This window comes from Staphylococcus simulans, assembly GCF_047037175.1.
Classification (GTDB): Bacteria; Bacillota; Bacilli; order Staphylococcales; family Staphylococcaceae; genus Staphylococcus; species Staphylococcus simulans_C.
This window is the reverse complement of the sequence record NZ_CP178241.1, coordinates 2,190,254-2,210,863: the sequence shown is the minus strand read 5'-3', so window position 1 is coordinate 2,210,863 and position 20,610 is coordinate 2,190,254. Positions and strand designations below refer to the sequence as shown.

The following is a 20,610-nucleotide window of genomic DNA, read 5'->3' as shown; positions in this document are numbered from 1 at the left end:
TTATTCATCCTTAATCTTTATAGTTCTATGTGTCATACCTTCTACTCTAATTCCTTGTGCTACCCACGCTTCCATAACGTCAATCATGTCTTGTTGAATCTGTTCACCTTTATACAATACCGGTATCCCCGGAGGATATGGCACAATATGTTGTGCTAATACACGACCTGTAGCCTGGTTGAAGTCAATGCTTCTCATTTTAGTTATCCTTACAGGCTGGTAATATCCAATGTGCTTAGGCATCTTCGGAATACTTGATGAAACCTCGTCTGTCACCTCAGGTAACTTTAATGCATTAATCCGTGCTAATAACAATTCAAACGGAAAACGATCACCTTGATGCCACATCGGCAACACTAACAACACTTGCGCTTCATCTGCGAGTTCTACATAAAGGTGTTGTGTTTCTAACCATTGTTGAATGTCATAGCCTGTATATCCGGCATAAGTCAAAGTTACTTTAAGCGGATCATCCATTTCATGTACTTCTAATCCTTCAGCTTCTAATGCATCAAGTAAACGTTGACGCTGTGTGAAAAAATGTGTGCTTTCATATGTTTTATAAAAATGATGCGCACGTTCTAATCCTGCCATCATTAAATAGGAAGGACTTGAAGATTGAAAATAAGTTAAATATTCTATCACTTGTTCACGATAAGGTGCATCTTTATGTATAAAAATGACAGAACTCATAGTCAATGCCGGCAAACTCTTGTGGTAAGATTGCACGACATAATCCGCCCCATATGAAAGTGAGGATTCAGGAAATCCTTTTAATCCAAAATGTGCACCATGTGCTTCATCTACTAACACAGGCGTATTTTTCGCATGTTGTGTCTTAATAAATGTCTCGATATCAAATAACTCGCCATAATAATTCGGGTAGGTCACAATAACTAGACTATTGGATTTTTCTTTTTGATCATTTAATGGCGCAACATACTGATGCGTGACATCACTCACTGTCATCGGTAAGATTTCAGCTTCTTTTTGAGCCAAATCTAAGCCATGAAAAACTGATTTATGCACATTACGACTCATTACTATCGGTGATTCTGTTCTAGAAGTTGCCTGAATCACTGATAGCAACCCTGAAGTTGTACCATTCACTAAATAAAAGCCATCATAGTTTGGATGCTTATCTAATGTCTGCATACTTTCCTTTAATATTCCTTCAGGATGATGCAAGTCATCAAAGTCAGTGATTTCAGTAATATCCATTGCTAAATCCAACTCATGTAATGTACCGATGGTCATATTTTTATGACCCGGCACGTGAAAAGAAATAGGTTGTTGCTTGAGAAAAGCTTTAAGTTGATGATTTAAAGGCACACTCATTTTTCCACTACCTTCGGTTTGGTCATTAATTTCTATTTTAACATATTTGATTCTACATCAACGATGAGAAATAAAAGAATTCCTATCGTTTCATTATCAAATTTTAAAAAAGGACATAAAAAAAGAGACCCTTTACAGGATCTCATGTTTGCCTGGCAACGTCCTACTCTTGCGGAACGTAAGTCCGACTACCATCGGCGCTAAAGAGCTTAACTTCTGTGTTCGGCATGGGAACAGGTGTGACCTCTTTGCCATTGTCGCCAGACAATGGAATGTATTATACATTCAAAACTAGATAGTAAGTAAATTTCAATTCGACCAATCAAAACTTGAAATTTGATTAAGTCTTCGATCGATTAGTATTCGTCAGCTCCACATATCGCTATGCTTCCACCCCGAACCTATTAACCTCATCATCTTTGAGGGATCTTATAACCGAAGTTGGGAAATCTCATCTTGAGGGGGGCTTCATGCTTAGATGCTTTCAGCACTTATCCCGTCCATACATAGCTACCCAGCTATGCCGTTGGCACGACAACTGGTACACCAGAGGTATGTCCATCCCGGTCCTCTCGTACTAAGGACAGCTCCTCTCAAATTTCCTACGCCCACGACGGATAGGGACCGAACTGTCTCACGACGTTCTGAACCCAGCTCGCGTACCGCTTTAATGGGCGAACAGCCCAACCCTTGGGACCGACTACAGCCCCAGGATGCGATGAGCCGACATCGAGGTGCCAAACCTCCCCGTCGATGTGAACTCTTGGGGGAGATAAGCCTGTTATCCCCGGGGTAGCTTTTATCCGTTGAGCGATGGCCCTTCCATGCGGAACCACCGGATCACTAAGTCCGTCTTTCGACCCTGCTCGACTTGTAGGTCTCGCAGTCAAGCTCCCTTATGCCTTTACACTCTATGAATGATTTCCAACCATTCTGAGGGAACCTTTGAGCGCCTCCGTTACACTTTAGGAGGCGACCGCCCCAGTCAAACTGCCCGCCTGACACTGTCTCCCACCATGATCAATGGTGCGGGTTAGAAATCCAACACAGCTAGGGTAGTATCCCACCAGCGCCTCCACGTAAGCTAGCGCTCACGTTTCTAAGGCTCCTACCTATCCTGTACAAGCTGTGCCGAATTTCAATATCAGGCTACAGTAAAGCTCCACGGGGTCTTTCCGTCCTGTCGCGGGTAACCTGCATCTTCACAGGTACTATGATTTCACCGAGTCTCTCGTTGAGACAGTGCCCAAATCGTTACGCCTTTCGTGCGGGTCGGAACTTACCCGACAAGGAATTTCGCTACCTTAGGACCGTTATAGTTACGGCCGCCGTTTACTGGGGCTTCGATTCGTAGCTTCGCAGAAGCTAACCACTCCTCTTAACCTTCCAGCACCGGGCAGGCGTCAGCCCCTATACATCACCTTACGGTTTAGCAGAGACCTGTGTTTTTGATAAACAGTCGCTTGGGCCTATTCACTGCGGCTCTTCAGAGCGTGAACCCTAAAGAGCACCCCTTCTCCCGAAGTTACGGGGTCATTTTGCCGAGTTCCTTAACGAGAGTTCTCTCGCTCACCTTAGAATTCTCATCTTGACTACCTGTGTCGGTTTGCGGTACGGGCACCAGTTATCTAGCTAGAGGCTTTTCTCGACAGTGTGAAATCAACGACTCGAGGAAAACATGTTTCCTCTCCCCATCACAGCTCAACCTTAAGAATGGCGGATTTGCCTACCATTCAGTCTCACTGCTTAGACGTGCACTCCAACAGCACGCTTCGCCTATCCTACTGTGTCCCCCCATCGCTTAAAACGATAAATGGTGGTACAGGAATATCAACCTGTTATCCATCGCCTACGCCTGTCGGCCTCGGCTTAGGACCCGACTAACCCAGAGCGGACGAGCCTTCCTCTGGAAACCTTAGTCAATCGGTGGATGGGATTCTCACCCATCTTTCGCTACTCACACCGGCATTCTCACTTCTAAGCGCTCCACATGTCCTTGCGATCATGCTTCGACGCACTTAGAACGCTCTCCTACCATTGTCCTACGGACAATCCACAGCTTCGGTAATATGTTTAGCCCCGGTACATTTTCGGCGCAGTGTCACTCGACTAGTGAGCTATTACGCACTCTTTAAATGATGGCTGCTTCTAAGCCAACATCCTAGTTGTCTGGGCAATACCACATCCTTTGCCACTTAACATATATTTTGGGACCTTAGCTGGTGGTCTGGGCTGTTTCCCTTTCGAACATGGACCTTATCACCCACGTTCTGACTCCCAAGTTAAATTGATTGGCATTCGGAGTTTGTCTGAATTCGGTAACCCGAGAGGGGCCCCTCGTCCAAACAGTGCTCTACCTCCAACAATCATCACTTGAGGCTAGCCCTAAAGCTATTTCGGAGAGAACCAGCTATCTCCAGGTTCGATTGGAATTTCTCCGCTACCCTCAGTTCATCCGCTCACTTTTCAACGTAAGTCGGTTCGGTCCTCCATTCAGTGTTACCTGAACTTCAACCTGACCAAGGGTAGATCACCTGGTTTCGGGTCTACGACCAAATACTCAACGCCCTATTCAGACTCGCTTTCGCTGCGGCTCCACATTTGCTGCTTAACCTTGCATCAGATCGTAACTCGCCGGTTCATTCTACAAAAGGCACGCCATCACCCATTAACGGGCTCTGACTACTTGTAAGCACACGGTTTCAAGTTCTCTTTCACTCCCCTTCCGGGGTACTTTTCACCTTTCCCTCACGGTACTGGTTCACTATCGGTCACTAGAGAGTATTTAGCCTTGGGAGATGGTCCTCCCAGATTCCGACGGAATTTCACGTGCTCCGTCGTACTCAGGATCCACTCAAGAGAGAATAAACTTTCGACTACAGGACTTTTACCTTCTCTGGTTCAACTTTCCAGGTGATTCGTCTAATTTATTCCTTTGTAACTCCGTATAGAGTGTCCTACAACCCCAATGAGCAAGCTCATTGGTTTGGGCTCTTCCCGTTTCGCTCGCCGCTACTCAGGGAATCGATTTTTCTTTCTCTTCCTGCGGGTACTAAGATGTTTCAGTTCTCCGCGTCTGCCTTCTGACATGCTATGTATTCACATGTCGATAACACAACATAACTTGTGCTGGGTTCCCCCATTCGGAAATCTCTGGATCAACGCTTACTTACAGCTACCCAAAGCATATCGTCGTTAGTAACGTCCTTCATCGGCTTCTAGTGCCAAGGCATCCACCGTGCGCCCTTAATAACTTAATCACGTTATTAATATTGTGAGTAATCGTTTGCCATCGGCAATTGATTACTAGCGATTCATTTAAATGAATAAAGCTTTTAAAACTCTAATTCACTCGGTTTTGCTTGGTAAAATCTATTTTTTACTTACTTATCTAGTTTTCAATGTACAATCTTTGAATGTTTCAAATAAACATTCAAAACTGAATACAATATGTCACGTTATTCCGTTTCAGTTTCTTACGAAACTGTTCCGAATATATCCTTAGAAAGGAGGTGATCCAGCCGCACCTTCCGATACGGCTACCTTGTTACGACTTCACCCCAATCATTTGTCCCACCTTCGACGGCTAGTTCCTAAAAGGTTACTCCACCGGCTTCGGGTGTTACAAACTCTCGTGGTGTGACGGGCGGTGTGTACAAGACCCGGGAACGTATTCACCGTAGCATGCTGATCTACGATTACTAGCGATTCCAGCTTCATGTAGTCGAGTTGCAGACTACAATCCGAACTGAGAACGGCTTTATGGGATTTGCTTGACCTCGCGGGTTCGCTGCCCTTTGTACCGTCCATTGTAGCACGTGTGTAGCCCAAATCATAAGGGGCATGATGATTTGACGTCATCCCCACCTTCCTCCGGTTTGTCACCGGCAGTCAACTTAGAGTGCCCAACTTAATGCTGGCAACTAAGCTTAAGGGTTGCGCTCGTTGCGGGACTTAACCCAACATCTCACGACACGAGCTGACGACAACCATGCACCACCTGTCACTTTGTCCCCCGAAGGGGAAGGCTCTATCTCTAGAGTTGTCAAAGGATGTCAAGATTTGGTAAGGTTCTTCGCGTTGCTTCGAATTAAACCACATGCTCCACCGCTTGTGCGGGTCCCCGTCAATTCCTTTGAGTTTCAGCCTTGCGGCCGTACTCCCCAGGCGGAGTGCTTAATGCGTTAGCTGCAGCACTAAGGGGCGGAAACCCCCTAACACTTAGCACTCATCGTTTACGGCGTGGACTACCAGGGTATCTAATCCTGTTTGATCCCCACGCTTTCGCACATCAGCGTCAGTTGCAGACCAGAAAGTCGCCTTCGCCACTGGTGTTCCTCCATATCTCTGCGCATTTCACCGCTACACATGGAATTCCACTTTCCTCTTCTGCACTCAAGTTTTCCAGTTTCCAATGACCCTCCACGGTTGAGCCGTGGGCTTTCACATCAGACTTAAAAAACCGCCTACGCGCGCTTTACGCCCAATAATTCCGGATAACGCTTGCCACCTACGTATTACCGCGGCTGCTGGCACGTAGTTAGCCGTGGCTTTCTGATTAGGTACCGTCAAGGGATGCACAGTTACTTACATCCTTGTTCTTCCCTAATAACAGAGTTTTACGATCCGAAGACCTTCATCACTCACGCGGCGTTGCTCCGTCAGGCTTTCGCCCATTGCGGAAGATTCCCTACTGCTGCCTCCCGTAGGAGTCTGGACCGTGTCTCAGTTCCAGTGTGGCCGATCACCCTCTCAGGTCGGCTACGTATCGTTGCCTTGGTAAGCCGTTACCTTACCAACTAGCTAATACGCCGCGGGTCCATCTATAAGTGACAGCAAAACCGTCTTTCATCATAAAACCATGCGGTTTTATGTGTTATCCGGTATTAGCCCCGGTTTCCCGGAGTTATCCCAGTCTTATAGGTAGGTTACCCACGTGTTACTCACCCGTCCGCCGCTAACGTCAAAGGAGCAAGCTCCTTATCTGTTCGCTCGACTTGCATGTATTAGGCACGCCGCCAGCGTTCATCCTGAGCCAGGATCAAACTCTCCATAATAATTTATGATGTTTGACTAGCTCATAAAAACTAATTGTTTTAAAACGTCTTAAAGACGTTTGTTAATTTGGAATTAACGTTGACATATTGTCATTCAGTTTTCAATGTTCATTCGGTTTATTTTTCCGACTCACAAGAATCAATTATACTCTCTTTAAACTTTAAAGTCAACACTTTTTTAAAAGTTTTTTGAGAAGATTTTTCTGAGTTGTTGTTGAAGCGTTTGTTTCGTTCGCTCAACAGATATTAACTATACTAGCTTTCCGAGTTTTTTGCAACCCTTAAAATTCATCTTTTTGCATACACAAACGGCTATACATCGCCATTTCCCGTACTTTTTAAGTTGATGTTCATTAAACGTTCGGTAAAATCACGCTTACATTTCTATACTTCTTCACATTACCTTAATATTCCTAACAAAAACCAAACTTTAATTTTTTCTAAAAAAGTTTAAAAAAAGTGCAGAGGGGCATAATGAAAGGTTGAACCTTTGGTATTATGACACTTCTGCACTTATTTTACATTTCTGTTCTTCCAGCAATAGCTCGGGATAAAGTCACTTCATCCGCATATTCTAGGTCTCCCCCTACAGAAAGTCCTTGTGCTAACCTTGTTACTTTAATCCCGATAGGCTTCACAAGTCGTGAAATATACATTGCTGTCGACTCACCCTCTAAGTTCGGATTCATCGCAAGAATCAATTCTTTTACTTCTTCATCTTTTAATCGTTCTATTAATGAAGGAATATTGATATCCTCTGGCCCAATACCATCCATAGGAGAAATTGCACCATGTAATACATGATACAAACCTTTATATTCCCTCATTTTTTCCATCGCGATAACATCTTTATCATCTTCAACCACACAAATAACTGAACGATCTCTTTGCTTATCTTGGCAGATGTAACAAGGATCTTCTTCAGTAATATGGCCACATGTGCTGCAATACGTGAGTTCACGTTTAACATCTACAAGTGCTTTTGCGAATTGAACGACATCATCTTCCTTCATATCTAATACGTGAAATGCCAGACGTTGTGCCGTCTTCGGCCCAATGCCTGGCAATTTCATGAAACTATCAATGAGTTTCGAAATGGGTTCTGGATAATGCATGTTTATCACATTCCAGGAATGTTCAAGCCTTTAGTGTGTTTGCCTAAGCGTTCTGATGTTAATTCATCTGCTTTGTTCATCGCTTCATTTGTAGCAGCTAACACTAAATCTTGAAGCATTTCAACATCATCTGGGTCTACTGCTTCTTCATTGATTTCAACATCTACAACTTCTTTATGGCCAGTTACCGTTACAGTGACCATACCGCCGCCAGCTGTACCTTTAACTCTTTCGTCTTTTAATTTTTCTTGCTCTTCAGCCATTTTCTTTTGCATTTTCTGCATTTGTTTCATCATTTGTTGCATATTTCCGCCACCGCGCATAATATAGTTCCTCCTTAGATTCTAGCTTTATTCTTCAACATTAGTCTAAGATACAAGAGTACAATCGTATTCGACCGATTTTTTTACTTATAATGGAAGAAACCCATTATTTTCTCCTCTATCTCTTCTATTGATATGCAAATTATAACACAAAGCACACAGGTCTTTCGACAATGATGGTGTCTGAAAGGCTGCGTGCTGTATTCATTTTATTCTTCATCCATCACATGTACAGTGTCCGCACCAAACATGTCTTTGGCTTTTTGAACAATATCATCTTGTGGTGCTTCTTGCTTCGTTTCTTTCTGACCTGCTTGTTGATTGCGTTTTCGATTTTGAAGATACTCAGAACGTACTTGCAGCCATTGATCTGCAGGTACACCAACCACCGCAACATCTTTATTGATAATACTACGAACGACTTCTTCTAAATTTTTACGTTTCTCATCATCATCATTAACAATTTCACAATGAATTTCTGCCTCAAATTGAACTAGGACACTCTTTTCACTGGCTGCGACTGGAATAGAATTTTGCAGTAAACTCACCAATGCTTTTTGATTATGATTCTTCGCATGGTCAATGACTTCTTGCCAATGCTCTTTCAATAATTGAATGTCTTCTTTATTCGCATTGTCTAATACCTTCGCAATTTGTGTCATTGAGTAACTATTCTTACTCTTACGACGACCTCTTGTTGCTGTATGTTGTTTAGGTGGTGTATTGACTTGTGGCACGCCTTGCTGTTTTAGCGCATGCAATTCTTGTTCAAGATGCTCTAAGCGCTGCAACAATGCACTATTCACATCATTTGAACCTGCTACCTCTGTTGCTTGTGGCTGATTCATTGAAGTTTGAGGTTGTGCTGCTTTAGAAGCACCGCCCGCCTTAATCAATTCCGCCATTTTAACCAATAATACTTCGAAATGTACATTTTGGTTCACGCTGAAACGCACAGATACTAATGTATCATTGATTAAATCAATCATCTTATACAATGTATCAAAGTCAAAGCCCATCAACGCGTCATATTCTGTTTGGTTTTGAGCCGTTTTATTCATTATCGTGTCACGTACAAAGTAGATTAAATCATTGATTAAACGATTAACCTCTTTACCATCTTCTATAAATTGATGATAACGTGCAAAGGCTGCTTTCACCTCTCCGTTTGCAACATCATTTAACAAGGCATTCAAAGAAGCTTCATCTACACTGCCAGTTACATTCAACGCATCTTGCAATGTTAAGTGTTCATCACCGAACGCAATGGCTTGGTCCATAATACTTAATGCATCACGCATACCGCCTTCTGAAGCTTTCGCAATAAACGCAATGGCTTCTTCATCAAATGCAATATGCTGAGATTCAGCCACATAACGTAAGCGATCAATAATTTGGTCTAAACTAATAGCTTTGAAATCAAAGCGTTGTGCACGCGAAATAATAGTAGGTGGAATTTTATGAGGCTCCGTTGTTGCCAAAATAAAAATAGCATGTGCTGGCGGTTCTTCTAGCGTTTTCAATAATGCATTAAATGCACCCGTCGTCAGCATATGCACTTCATCGATAATATAGACTTTATATTTTGATTGTGATGGTGCGTATTTCACTTTATCTCGTATGTTTCTGATTTCATCGACACCATTATTACTTGCTGCGTCAATTTCAATAACATCTGAATTAGAACCTTGTGTGATACTCTTACAAATATCACATTCGTTACAGGGTTCTCCGTCAACGCTGTTAGGGCAGTTGATTGCCTTCGCAAATACTTTCGCAATACTCGTTTTCCCCGTCCCTCTTGGACCGCTGAAAATATAAGCATGCGATTGTTTACCCTTCGCAATCGCGTTACGGAGTGTTTTAGTTACATGCTCTTGTCCGACCACATCATTGAAACTTTGCGGTCGATACATTCTATATAAAGCTTGATAATTCACTTTCGCACCTCCGAATACAAATCAACATTATTATAGCACGCAGACAGGATGCAATGCGATGATTGAAATCAAACTTCATTTTCAAAGATTAATTGTCCTTGTGGATGTGCATCTAAAGTATCCCACAATAAATAAACACTATATTGATCGATATCTTCACCTTCTGGCACTTCTACACTGAAGTCACTTATAGGGACAAAGCCAAGAGATCTAAAATAGTCAGGTTCACCCTCTACAATGATTTCATTATAACCCGCTTCTTTTGCCCGGCTTTCCACAGCTTCAACCAATGCCTTTCCAATGCCATATTCTCTATAATCCTCTTTCACAGATAATGAACGTATCATTAAAGGACGTTGTATATCTTCTTCGTTTCGAATTAACTCTTGCATCATTAAAATATGACCGACAATTTCATTATCATCTGTACGTGCAATCATTTCAAAATCATGGTTATAATTTGGCAAGCGTCTTAACGCACGTAAACTATCTTCGTAATATTCCCCTTCGAAAAGTCCTTCACTATCTTTTTTATCTTTTAAATGTGCAATCACTGGATAATCGTTTTCTGTTACTGTACCTAAAAAAATCTGCATACGTACCCCTCCGTTATTCAGTAAAATGTGTTAGGTATATTATAACGTATCTTACTTTTTTCTCTTATTGATATGAGTTTATAAGCTTTAGTTTCCTTTTAAAATATCCATTATAGTTATGAGCAGCATAAATTGTAAAATTAATGTAAATTATGTGATAAGATATGAGTTAATGAAGTCAACATTGTCAAAATTCATTAAGGGGGCGACACACATGGTAATGAAAAATAAAGCCTACACCCTTTTAGGTATTGTATTTATAGTTTTATGTCTAGCTAACTTTATAGTTTTATATAATATCTGGGCTGTTCTGCCTGGTCTGATTTGCGGTATATTCTTCCTAAGATTCGGCATTCAATTTAAAAGTGCAGACGAAATCTTAAAAACCAAAAGCAAACAAATATAAAAGAATGCGATGTGTCTCAATTTAGAAACACATCGCATATTTTATAACCAAGAATATGTTTTACAACTATCAATTGCTCTTTTCACTAATACTTGCCCTATACATATCTTCGTTTTAATTCTTTCTAATTCAGTTATTGCTTTATCTGCCGTTTTACCTTCTGCTGCTTCACTAATTTCACCACTAAAAGCATTGATATCCTGTACTAATAAATGTAATTTCTCTTCTATATCACTTAAGTTTTCTTTTTCATCATGGATCATCTGCTCAATCTCTTTTTTCATTTGCATTTTTAATGAAACCAGGTAGGCTTGTTCTTCACCAAATTGAACGCCTTCTTCAATTACTTCTCCTGCTTTTTCAACCGCATCTACAACTGTTTCTTTCAATTCTTCTCTAATACCCATAACTATCTCCTCTAATTCAAACCAAACTGTTCACTTAAATCCATTTCTAATGTATGCATTTCTTTAGTATTGTTCTCTAAGTGATTAGCAAATTGTATAGTTAGATTTTTAATATTTTTCAAACTATCCGCACTTTCCCCAAACTCTAAACCATTATAAAAATCATAGTGTCCTGTTTTAGAAAGTTCTTGCATATAATTTTCAATATCACTTCTACTAATATACTTAAATCCACCATTAGAAATTTTTTCTGCATATTTACTTTCTATTACTTTAGCTTGTTTTTTGGTTTCATCGATGTAGTTTTCTAATTCTTTTAAAGCAAACCCAATAAATTCAACCTTACTTGGCAATTTTTTTGATATATTATATAGCATCTCATAATCCATTTTTATAACAATATGGTCTCCATCGAATAAATATGTATCCAATCCATGACCTTTAATTGTCTTGTAGTGCGTTTGTTTATCCTGTATCGCAAATTCTTTGCCAATGACTGGGTGCAAAAATTCAATCGTTCCGATTAAATCTGTATTATGAGAATAATCTATAAAACAATCAGCATATTTAGAATTATCAAAATTATTTTTAATCTCTGGTGGTAATAGGCTAAAACTATTTGGAGCTGAAAAAGTTCTGACCTGATCAAAATCGAACATTACACCGACAGGCATAATACCAGCACCACCCAGACTGTGTCCGGTCCCATATTTGTGTTTAGGATTATACTTCTCAATCACTGATTTAACCCAAATTGCGCCTTCATCAAATTGATTAATTTTAAATAAACTCACTTTACCTATTTCAGTTTTAGGACTTTTAATTTCTATATTCTCTAAATCACTATATTTTTTTATTTTAGGGGCCGGATAATTTATTTGCATTGGAAGTACATTCGCCAATAAAATTTGTTCATCAGCGCTAATATCTGCACTACTGTCTTCAATTAAGTTTGTTCCAGCAAACGCAAAATACATCTCATCTTTATCTACTGAGCCATTATTTCTTACTGGTGAAACTGCCATTGCTTTAAAACCATTCTCATGATCAATACGTGATGCCATCACTTTAAACGTTTGTTCTTTATTATTAATTGAGACTATGAAATCTTTTTCATAACTTTTTATATCATAAACTTTTATCGACAGTTCATGATATGTCTTATCTTTTTGGAATAGTTTCATCATGTCACCTACTTATATACACTGTTAAATTAATATTATACAACTCAACATTGCGATGTGCTATTATATTTTTATACTAAATATAACACATAATACTATAAAGAGGTGCGATGTGAAGAAAAAGTTATTCGTCTATATGTCTATCATTATTGTTTTAACATTTATTATTTTGAAAGGATATGATTGGAAAGTGCAACATGATATTGAACAAGAACGATTTGACAAACAAAAGAAAGAGATCACCCTATATTTCAAATATAATGTAAACAACTTTAAAAATGTCGAATTCACTAAAACTTGGATTAACCCCATGGGCGTTTATATTATCGAAGGATATATCAACAACAATGATACATTATGCTTTACTGCTAGCACCGATGTCACTAATACAAATTATTATTTAGGTAACATAGGCGGCAGCGAAACATTCATGAAGCTATTAAAAAAAGACAGAAAATCCATTCCTGAAATTGAAAAAGAAATTCGTATGTCCAACAACAAAGGGCTTCAATAATTTTTAAAACTAGATTTATCGACTTAAAACAATCAATAAGTACTAAGACAAGGTTCATCATGAAGAAAAAACTTTTGATTTATATCCTAATTATTATCATTTTTCCTTTGCTTATTTTTAAAGCATACGACTGGAAAGTTCAACATGATATTGAACAAGAAAGATTTGATAAACTAAAAAAGAAATCACGATGTATTTGAAATATAACCTAAATGATTTAAAAAGTGTTAAATTCACTAAAACTTGGGTTAATCCTATAGGGTTTTATGTAATTAAAGGATATATCAGTAATGATGAGGACTTACACTTTACTGATAGCACCGGTATCACTAATACAAGTTATTATTTAGATAATTTGGGAGGTAGTGAAGAATTCATGAAACTACTTAAAAGAAGAAAAATCTATGCCTGAAATCGAAAAGGAAACACATTCTAAATCATCTGATATTAAAAATTAGAGTTACTCATTAAAAACTCCCTATAAAGCATCTCACAAATGTGTTTGCTTTATAGGGAGTTTCATATATGCATCATACTTTGATTAATATTCCATTGTTTTATGTTTACGGCCATGCATGAAGTAATAAAGTACAATTACACCAGCTAGTAATAATGCCATTAACATATAAAGATTTCGATAACCTACACTACCAATTAAAATACCCAGTAGTGTTGGTCCTGCACCAGCACCTAAATCGGCGAAAATATAGAATGTTGAAGTCGCAAGACCGATCTTTTCAGGTGGTGACGCTTGGATCGCGATAGTTTGGAATGACGGAATTAATGTACCATATCCAATACCAATAAAGATTGCGGAGAACAACAACATCCAACTACTATGTGTCACACTTAATAGTACTAAGCCAATGACAAATAAGACTAAGACAGGATAAACGACTTTATTCGCACCATAATTATCGAACACTTTACCTGTAATCGGTCTGACAATAAACGTACTGAATGCATAGACCACAAAGAAGAAACTTGCGGCAGCAGCCAATCCGATATGACTAGCATAAGAATCTAAGAAGGCAAGCACACTAGAATAAGCAATACCTACAAAGACAATCACGATAGAAATCGGTATTGCTTGTTTCTGCAAGAATTGGCCAATACCTTTAGCCGGATTCGCTTCTGCTTTTTCTGCATCTACCCTTGGTTGTCTGATATCAGAGATGAAGAGTGATAAAACACCCGCAAGCAGGATACAAATTAAACATACGATAAAGTTACTTTCAAAACTGAAGCGTTGATTGACTAAAATACCTAAGAAAGGTCCAATCGCTGACGCTACGGTTGTACTGAGTGCGTAATAACCGATACCTTCACCTTTTCGATCCTCGGGTACAATTGTAGATGAATAAGTTCCTGTTGTTGTAGAAGCCATCCCAAAGGCAATACCATGGATTAAACGCACAATGATTAAGACGATTAAACTATGGATGAGAAAGTACAACCCAATCGCCACAAAGGAAAATACTAAACTCGCTAAAAGCGTCTTTTTCAAATTAAGATTATCAATGTATTTCCCGGTAAATAAACGCCCGAATAACATGCCAATAATAAAGATACCTGCAGCTAAGCCACCCATACCTTCACCTGCATGGAATGTATCTATAGTAAAAGAAGTTACCGTTACAATTAAGGCGTAATGAATGATATACATTAAGAAGTTAATGAATGTGATAAATATAAAATCTTTCGTCCATAAATGACGATACATATCTGTACACTCCTTTTGTCGTCACAAAATTTTCAATGAAACTATTATAAACATAAACAACACTAATGTATAATGGGATTTATTAATGTTTTCATAAGCAGAACTAATAAATAAGGGGTATATGTATGAACTTTACACAACTATATTATGTTAAAACAATCACCGAAACAGGTTCGATTACGAAAGCAGCCACTTTACTACATATTACGCAATCGGCGTTAAGCCAATCTATCTCTCATTTAGAAGAGGAGTTAGATTTAAAGCTGTTTCAACGTCAAAAAAGCGGTACGACTTTAACACCACAAGGCAAAGAAATTTATCCATTCATTCTAGACCTTTTAGAACAAGAATCAAAGCTCTACGATAAAATCGACACACTGAACTCAGAAATGAAAGGAACCCTTTCAATCGCAACAGTTCCAAGTTTATTTATGACCATCGTCCCAAGTGTGATGTCTACATTTAAGAGAGACAATCCTAATATCGATGTTCAAATTACTGAAGCTGAAAATGATGAAGTACAACAATTAGTTGTCCGCGGAGAAGCTGATATTGGTTTATATACCATTTTAAAAGAAGAGGATTTAGATGTACGTGGTGCGCGATATGCCCCACTATTTTCTAGCGGCTTTACTGCGATTGTCCCAAGCGATTCTAAACTCGCTTACTATAAACAACTTTCACTAGAAGATATCAAAGGTTTTCCATCCATTCTATATGATCGAAACTTCTATAAAAAGAACATCCAAAATTTCGAAGAAAAGAATGGTTCAATCAACCTATTATTTTCGACCGAAAACGTCGGCGTATTATTCAATTCCGTTGCGGAAGGTTTAGGCATCAGTATTCTGTCTGATTTAATGGTAGAAAGCACTCCTTATTATCAGCGTAATATGATTACTACTGTTCCTGTAGGTGCACCTTTTAACCAAATGATTGAATACGGCGTACTTTATATGGAGGATTCTGAAAAACAGAAACAAATATCAGAGTTCACAAAGTACTTAGTGAAAGCAGCACATGACAATCATTAAATAACCACAAATAAAAAGCACTTTCATAAGATGAGTTCTAAACTCCCTTATGAAAGTGCTTTTTATATAAATTCATTCATTATAGACATAAAAATACCGCGCAACTTTGCTTTGAATGTATATCATGAACGTTACCAAAGTCGACAGCTAAATCTCGGCTACCCTACGGCACATATGAGAATCCACTTAATGCTGCTTCCGTCAGGACCTGACATGATTCATGGGTTCATATTGCATAGGACCGAAATCTTCAAACACCTCGTGCTTTGGGCAGACTTCACAAGTATACACCCTAGGCAAAGTATTCAGTCTCGCATAAGCGGATTTCGAGAATAGGGAACCGCTACCTCCCCACCTAGCACGGCAAGTTATATCTTACTATATATTAAGCAGGTAATGCAAGTATTAATGATTTGTAAATAAATGGAAAATAGCTTTTGATTTTCAAGCATACAAGCATGATAAACTCCCTTTTAAACTTTAGCTACAAACTTTTTCAAATAATAAACTACGCATAGTGCAACTAACAATATCGCAATAACAGAAAAATAATAAGGAGTGTTATCACTAGCAATATATCCGATTACCATCGCACCAAAACCCATGCCTGTATATCTTATAAAATTAAATAATGCCAATGTTTCGCCTTTATTCTCTTCAAACATTATTGTGATTTTAGTTGCTATCAAGGATGGTGTCATACCTACGCAAAAGCCAACTAAGAAGATCACTATCGAAAATACCATTACATTTACCTGGTTAGTCCATGCAAACAAAATAAGTAATATAGAAAAACAAATCATTAAACATTCAATAAAATTAGAACTCGTATATTTCTTAGCTTTTTTCTTATAAAACAAACTTCCTAATATCAAACTTACTGTCATAGGTAAAAACAGCAAGCCTATAACTGAAGTTGGAAAATGATAAACCTCTCTTAAAACAACAGGTATATAAACCAATATGCCAAAATAAGCAAAAAACACTATAAAAGAAGCCATTACCATGAACATATAGTTATAGTTTTTTAAAAATGTACTATATCCTCTATTAGTTTTAGAAAGACCTTTGTTTTTAAAATCAGGTATCGGAACATACAATAATAAAGACATAAAGATAATAGATAACAACGACAAGAAGACAAAAATTCCATTGTAATTATACCATTGGCCAATAAATCCACCTAATATTGGAGCAACTGCTGGTGCTATAGACAATATAATTTGGTAGTTTGACATAACTGAAGCTCTCTCTTCTACACTTGACATTTTAGAAAGAAGTGTTAAGCATACCAGCGGGATTGCACCACATCCAATTGCCTGTAAAACTCGAAACAGTGCGAAAACTGAAAACTCTCTTGTTATTGCACAAAATATTGAAGTTATAACAATAATCAATACACTAAACACTAATATAATCTTATTTTTACGTTCATCTATAATTTTACCTAGTATAATCTGTGTAAATGCAACTATCCAAATAAACATACCTACAGTATAGTTAATATAAGAAATCGGAACATTGAAAATATGCTTTAAATCGCTAATTATAGGCGTATATATATTCTGTATCAGCGAAGCAAAAAACGATAAGAAATAAAGTATATAAATTGTTATTTTATAGTCTTTGTTATTCAAAAAAACATCTCCTAGCTTTTTCTAATGCTGTCTGTTATCTTTTCAAAAAATGATATTAAAGTTTTTAATTCATTATTATCATATTCACTTAGCAACTCAATATATCTTTTCCTAGCTTGTTCATGAAGTTGATCATGAACGTTGGCATAAACTTCCCCTCTTGTAGTAAGGTAATAAAATTTTTCCTTTCTATTAAAAGCTGATTGTGACTCATCAATTAGATTTAAATCTACTAACTTTCTAATTGCTTTAGTTACTCCTGGAGGAGAAATACCTAACTTTTCTACCAACACTTTATTATTTACATTGTCATACTTATCAATAATATCAATAATGTGGAATTGTGTTAGTGACAAATTAAATTCATTCTTTTCTTCTTTATAATATATTCGTCTTTTATTAGCACTTTCCCTCTCCATAATAAAATTTTGCAATGCAACAATTACCTCTTCTTTTAAATCCATAAAATTGTACCTCCTAATATAGTTAACCGGTTAACTTAATTTAACACCTATCTCAAATTTTTGTCAACAAAGACATTGATTATTGTATTAAGCTGTATTAATATAAGGTTAACCAGTTAATATTTAATTGGTTAACCTTATTGGAAGGAGGTCCTTATAATGAAATCCGTTAATTTCAGTGTCACATTCTTAAATCATCACTCTAAAAATATATACTTAAGAAAAAAAGCAATTACTCTAGGTATCAGTCCTTTTACTAGTAAATACAATAAAAATTACATTAGTAACATTATTGATTGGGCTTGCGCTAACTTTTCTCAGGTATTTATATTGCTAGCAGGAAAAGAAGCAAAAAATCTATTAGAATGTTTAGGTATGAGTACCATAAAAGCAGAAAGAAAAGTTAATAAGGAGATTCGGCGTCAAAAAAGATTTTGTATTGAAGCGCTGTCTAAAAACAACTATGCAACAAATACTATTTTTACTTTTTCTGACTTTAAAAATTCAGAATATTACGAAAATTATTCGGAGAAAATTTTAAAATGCTACGAGTCAAATTTAATGTTTCAAAAATTATGCAAGGAAATGTCCAAACAAGCTATGATTAGCAAAGCTAAAAGTTTATCTTTACCTTTAGATATGATTACAGAAAAAAACTTAGAATATGCAAGCAAATATGTATTGGCAGAGTTGCCATTCTTTTTAAACTCCAATCCTTTATTTAAAACGGAAGAAAATATTTTAGCATATCATAGAGATTGGCCATTAGGGAATTATATTAATAAAAATATATTTTCACTTAAAATAAGCCAAAATCAAGGATATATAATCATCGAGGAGGAAACATCATGAATTGTAATATCTTTAGTAGTAGCTATGAGAAAAATCCAAATAGTTATTTTGAATTCCTTAGAAATAACGATCCAGTTCACTATGAAGAAAGCGTAAAATCATACTTTATAAGCAAATATTCAGACGTCAAATTTATTTTGGATAATCCAGATTTCTTTTCCACTAAAACACTTGCTAAACGCGCACAACCAGTTATGAAAGAAAAAGTACTAGCTCAAATGTATGGAGATGAGCACGCGAAGAAAAAAAGAATTATTATGAAGAGCATCTCTGGAGAAAACTTAAATTTTTTATTTCGAACTATGAGTAATAGAGCAAAAGAGATATTAGAAAAGGGAGAAAAATCAAATAAGATTGATTTAGTTCACGAATTCGGAAAAGAATTTGCTGTGAAAACTTCCTTAGATATGTTAGGAATAGACATAAAAGATTACAAACTATTTTTACAATGGCATGATGGCATCACTAAGTATATTACGTCTTTCAATTTATCAGATGAAGAAAAACTACATTCAATACATTGCAGTGATAAATTAGAAGAATATCTCTTGCCAATAATTAAAGAAAAAGCTGCAGTGAATGATGGCACTATTATTTCAAAACTATTCCATTCAAACATTAAGTTCACTGAAAAAGAGATACTAGCCCTTACGTTAAATATTCTATTAGCTGCTACTGAACCAGTAGATAAAACCATTTCTTACTTGTTTTTCAACCTTTTAAAAAACCAAAATATATTTGAGCAAGTAAAAAATGACCGAACTAAAATAAAGAATGCCATTTTAGAAACTTTAAGATTAAACTCTCCAGTACAATTTATACCTAGACAATTAGAACATGATTATGTATTGAACGGAAAACAACTACACAAAGATGATACAGTAATTTGTATGATTGGTGCAGCAAATAGAGATCCAAATTTTTTCACAAATCCTGATAGTTTTGACATAGAAAGAAAAAGTAAATCCTCTAATAAGTTCAAAAATGCTCCCAATCTTGCATTTGGTAGTGGTATACATCGTTGTGTTGGCGCAAATTTTTCACTAAATCAAATAGAATTGATAACTAACTTAATATTGGATAAATATAATGATATAGCGCTATTATCTCCTGTTATTGAAGAAACAGGAATATATACTCGCGGTCCAAAAAATATGGTAATCAAAATCAAGTAATTTTAATACAATTAATCAAGCAAATTATTAACTAACTTTCACCACAAAAATTATAGTCAATTCAGTCATTCAAAGAACCAGCTAACATAAATATTAGCTGGTTCTTTCTTATCTTCTTGAAAAATCCACAAATCTGAATTCAGTCGCAATATGTTTTGCGATATTGTATTGGAATTTTGTTGTGTCTTTTAAGTGTACGACACCTCTTACTGTGGCAGTGTATGGCGGCGTCACTTCTCCGAACGCTTCATATTCTGCTTCTCCAAACGCCTCAAACGTAATCGCCTTACTAGAGTAACTAATCTCTTGTTTAAGATGCTGCTCTATATATTCATACAGCGAATTTTTCACAATGGCTTCTGTTAAACCTGGAACGACCGCTTCCACCAAGTAATCCTCATCTATAATTTTGACTCTCCCGTCCATTTTACGATAACGGACGAGATGCCATAACTTGTCATTATTGGCTAAACCCAATGCTTCTTGTACAGTCGGAACTTCCTGAGCGCTTAGAGTTTCTAATAATTTCACTTCTGTTTCTAAAGCGATTCCTAAATTTTGTTGGACTTCTTTAAAGCTCGTCAATTTAGAAAACGGAAACTCTTTGACACCTTGATAAATCACAATCGAGCCTTTGCCTCTGATTTTTTGGATCATACCTTCGCTCACTAATAAATTAAGCGCACGGCGCACTGTTTCGCGTGACGCGTCGTACATTGTGACTAAATCATGTTCAGAAGGCAATTGTGCGCCGTATGCTAAGGTTTCGTTCATTATTTGTGTTCTCAAATCATGATAGATTTTAGTGAATTTCTTGGGTTTCGTCATCATCGTTCTCACACTAT

The 20,610-nt window shown here is 37.3% G+C and carries 17 protein-coding genes, 3 rRNA genes and 1 other RNA gene; 6 read left to right on the top strand and 15 right to left on the bottom strand.

All coding sequences use genetic code 11. The features are described from left to right. The 8 genes from ACFCT9_RS10605 to ACFCT9_RS10570 form a co-directional block, all read right to left on the bottom strand. Positions 1 to 1,338, bottom strand: a complete 1,338-nt coding sequence (locus ACFCT9_RS10605; protein ID WP_412519179.1) for an aminotransferase class I/II-fold pyridoxal phosphate-dependent enzyme — start codon at positions 1,336 to 1,338, stop codon at positions 1 to 3. A gap of 150 nt (positions 1,339 to 1,488) precedes the next feature. After that, a 5S ribosomal RNA gene (gene rrf / locus ACFCT9_RS10600) occupies positions 1,489 to 1,603 on the bottom strand. A 71-nt stretch (positions 1,604 to 1,674) separates the two neighbouring features. Next, positions 1,675 to 4,598: ribosomal RNA gene (locus ACFCT9_RS10595) — 23S ribosomal RNA — on the bottom strand. A 245-nt stretch (positions 4,599 to 4,843) separates the two neighbouring features. Further along, positions 4,844 to 6,395, bottom strand: a 16S ribosomal RNA gene (locus tag ACFCT9_RS10590). Together the 16S, 23S and 5S rRNA genes form the textbook arrangement of a ribosomal RNA operon. 518 nt (positions 6,396 to 6,913) lie before the next feature. Next, entirely contained in the window at positions 6,914 to 7,510 is a 597-nt protein-coding gene (gene recR, locus ACFCT9_RS10585; protein ID WP_002480399.1) for a recombination mediator RecR, read from the bottom strand. Positions 7,511 to 7,515: 5 nt separating this feature from the next. Beyond that, complete coding sequence (locus ACFCT9_RS10580) at positions 7,516 to 7,833, bottom strand: YbaB/EbfC family nucleoid-associated protein (RefSeq protein WP_002480398.1); 318 nt, start codon at positions 7,831 to 7,833, stop codon at positions 7,516 to 7,518. 209 nt (positions 7,834 to 8,042) lie between these two features. Continuing rightward, on the bottom strand, positions 8,043 to 9,773 hold the full coding sequence (gene dnaX, locus ACFCT9_RS10575) for a DNA polymerase III subunit gamma/tau (protein WP_412519178.1): 1,731 nt from the start codon (positions 9,771 to 9,773) through the stop codon (positions 8,043 to 8,045). Positions 9,774 to 9,841: 68 nt separating this feature from the next. After that, positions 9,842 to 10,369 (bottom strand): GNAT family N-acetyltransferase, encoded by a 528-nt coding sequence (locus tag ACFCT9_RS10570; protein WP_412519176.1) that lies wholly within the window; start codon positions 10,367 to 10,369, stop codon positions 9,842 to 9,844. Between the two features lie 214 nt (positions 10,370 to 10,583). Between ACFCT9_RS10570 and ACFCT9_RS10565 the strand changes: the two genes are divergently transcribed. Next, positions 10,584 to 10,775: a hypothetical protein gene (locus tag ACFCT9_RS10565; RefSeq protein ID WP_412519174.1), complete on the top strand. Its 192-nt coding sequence runs from the start codon at positions 10,584 to 10,586 to the stop codon at positions 10,773 to 10,775. Positions 10,776 to 10,816: 41 nt separating this feature from the next. On the opposite strand, the gene ACFCT9_RS10560 is transcribed toward ACFCT9_RS10565, so the two are convergent. Continuing rightward, positions 10,817 to 11,182 carry a hypothetical protein gene (locus ACFCT9_RS10560; protein ID WP_412519173.1) on the bottom strand — a complete coding sequence of 122 codons (366 nt, stop codon included), beginning with the start codon at positions 11,180 to 11,182 and terminating at the stop codon, positions 10,817 to 10,819. Positions 11,183 to 11,193: 11 nt separating this feature from the next. Further along, positions 11,194 to 12,369 (bottom strand): hypothetical protein, encoded by a 1,176-nt coding sequence (locus tag ACFCT9_RS10555; protein WP_412519171.1) that lies wholly within the window; start codon positions 12,367 to 12,369, stop codon positions 11,194 to 11,196. Positions 12,370 to 12,478: 109 nt separating this feature from the next. Here ACFCT9_RS10555 and ACFCT9_RS10550 point away from each other — a divergent pair, with 109 nt between their 5' ends. Together ACFCT9_RS10550 and ACFCT9_RS10545 are read left to right on the top strand one after the other, a co-directional pair. Then, on the top strand, positions 12,479 to 12,880 hold the full coding sequence (locus tag ACFCT9_RS10550; protein WP_412519170.1) for a DUF1433 domain-containing protein: 402 nt from the start codon (positions 12,479 to 12,481) through the stop codon (positions 12,878 to 12,880). Between the two features lie 190 nt (positions 12,881 to 13,070). After that, entirely contained in the window at positions 13,071 to 13,292 is a 222-nt protein-coding gene (locus ACFCT9_RS10545; protein ID WP_412519168.1) for a DUF1433 domain-containing protein, read from the top strand. A 129-nt stretch (positions 13,293 to 13,421) separates the two neighbouring features. Here ACFCT9_RS10545 and ACFCT9_RS10540 read toward each other — a convergent pair whose 3' ends face one another. After that, on the bottom strand, positions 13,422 to 14,603 hold the full coding sequence (locus ACFCT9_RS10540; protein WP_412519166.1) for an MFS transporter: 1,182 nt from the start codon (positions 14,601 to 14,603) through the stop codon (positions 13,422 to 13,424). A 125-nt stretch (positions 14,604 to 14,728) separates the two neighbouring features. On the opposite strand from ACFCT9_RS10540, the gene ACFCT9_RS10535 reads away from it, so the two are divergent. Beyond that, the gene (locus ACFCT9_RS10535) at positions 14,729 to 15,637 is read left to right on the top strand and encodes a LysR family transcriptional regulator (RefSeq protein WP_412519164.1); all 909 of its coding nucleotides are present in this window, start codon (positions 14,729 to 14,731) and stop codon (positions 15,635 to 15,637) included. Between the two features lie 96 nt (positions 15,638 to 15,733). On the opposite strand, the gene ffs is transcribed toward ACFCT9_RS10535, so the two are convergent. The 3 genes from ffs to ACFCT9_RS10520 all read right to left on the bottom strand — a co-directional run bounded on the left by ffs (position 15,734) and on the right by ACFCT9_RS10520 (position 17,738). Next, an RNA gene (ffs, locus tag ACFCT9_RS10530) (signal recognition particle sRNA large type) lies at positions 15,734 to 16,001 on the bottom strand. A 109-nt stretch (positions 16,002 to 16,110) separates the two neighbouring features. Then, positions 16,111 to 17,274: an MFS transporter gene (locus ACFCT9_RS10525; RefSeq protein ID WP_412519162.1), complete on the bottom strand. Its 1,164-nt coding sequence runs from the start codon at positions 17,272 to 17,274 to the stop codon at positions 16,111 to 16,113. 11 nt (positions 17,275 to 17,285) lie between these two features. After that, positions 17,286 to 17,738, bottom strand: a complete 453-nt coding sequence (locus ACFCT9_RS10520) for a MarR family winged helix-turn-helix transcriptional regulator (RefSeq protein ID WP_412519160.1) — start codon at positions 17,736 to 17,738, stop codon at positions 17,286 to 17,288. 159 nt (positions 17,739 to 17,897) lie between these two features. Here ACFCT9_RS10520 and ACFCT9_RS10515 point away from each other — a divergent pair, with 159 nt between their 5' ends. Both ACFCT9_RS10515 and ACFCT9_RS10510 read left to right on the top strand, forming a co-directional pair. Continuing rightward, entirely contained in the window at positions 17,898 to 18,590 is a 693-nt protein-coding gene (locus ACFCT9_RS10515; protein ID WP_412519158.1) for a tRNA-dependent cyclodipeptide synthase, read from the top strand. Further along, on the top strand, positions 18,587 to 19,765 hold the full coding sequence (locus ACFCT9_RS10510; protein WP_412519156.1) for a cytochrome P450, cyclodipeptide synthase-associated: 1,179 nt from the start codon (positions 18,587 to 18,589) through the stop codon (positions 19,763 to 19,765). Before ACFCT9_RS10515 ends, ACFCT9_RS10510 begins: the two co-directional genes overlap by 4 nt. Positions 19,766 to 19,873: 108 nt before the next feature. On the opposite strand, the gene treR is transcribed toward ACFCT9_RS10510, so the two are convergent. Then, the gene (treR, locus tag ACFCT9_RS10505; RefSeq protein ID WP_412519154.1) at positions 19,874 to 20,596 is read right to left on the bottom strand and encodes a trehalose operon repressor; all 723 of its coding nucleotides are present in this window, start codon (positions 20,594 to 20,596) and stop codon (positions 19,874 to 19,876) included. Positions 20,597 to 20,610: the final 14 nt, after the last annotated feature.

Bases quoted from the DNA above. Each gene is read 5' to 3' on its own strand.
- ACFCT9_RS10605 (WP_412519179.1), bottom strand. From the start codon at position 1,338: ATGAGTGTGCCTTTAAATCATCAACTTAAAGCTTTTCTCAAGCAACAA.
- recR (WP_002480399.1), bottom strand. From the start codon at position 7,510: ATGCATTATCCAGAACCCATTTCGAAACTCATTGATAGTTTCATGAAA.
- ACFCT9_RS10580 (WP_002480398.1), bottom strand. From the start codon at position 7,833: ATGCGCGGTGGCGGAAATATGCAACAAATGATGAAACAAATGCAGAAA.
- ACFCT9_RS10570 (WP_412519176.1), bottom strand. From the start codon at position 10,369: ATGCAGATTTTTTTAGGTACAGTAACAGAAAACGATTATCCAGTGATT.
- ACFCT9_RS10565 (WP_412519174.1), top strand. From the start codon at position 10,584: ATGGTAATGAAAAATAAAGCCTACACCCTTTTAGGTATTGTATTTATA.
- ACFCT9_RS10560 (WP_412519173.1), bottom strand. From the start codon at position 11,182: ATGGGTATTAGAGAAGAATTGAAAGAAACAGTTGTAGATGCGGTTGAA.
- ACFCT9_RS10555 (WP_412519171.1), bottom strand. From the start codon at position 12,369: ATGATGAAACTATTCCAAAAAGATAAGACATATCATGAACTGTCGATA.
- ACFCT9_RS10545 (WP_412519168.1), top strand. From the start codon at position 13,071: ATGTATTTGAAATATAACCTAAATGATTTAAAAAGTGTTAAATTCACT.
- ACFCT9_RS10540 (WP_412519166.1), bottom strand. From the start codon at position 14,603: ATGTATCGTCATTTATGGACGAAAGATTTTATATTTATCACATTCATT.
- ACFCT9_RS10535 (WP_412519164.1), top strand. From the start codon at position 14,729: ATGAACTTTACACAACTATATTATGTTAAAACAATCACCGAAACAGGT.
- ACFCT9_RS10520 (WP_412519160.1), bottom strand. From the start codon at position 17,738: ATGGATTTAAAAGAAGAGGTAATTGTTGCATTGCAAAATTTTATTATG.
- ACFCT9_RS10515 (WP_412519158.1), top strand. From the start codon at position 17,898: ATGAAATCCGTTAATTTCAGTGTCACATTCTTAAATCATCACTCTAAA.
- ACFCT9_RS10510 (WP_412519156.1), top strand. From the start codon at position 18,587: ATGAATTGTAATATCTTTAGTAGTAGCTATGAGAAAAATCCAAATAGT.
- treR (WP_412519154.1), bottom strand. From the start codon at position 20,596: ATGATGACGAAACCCAAGAAATTCACTAAAATCTATCATGATTTGAGA.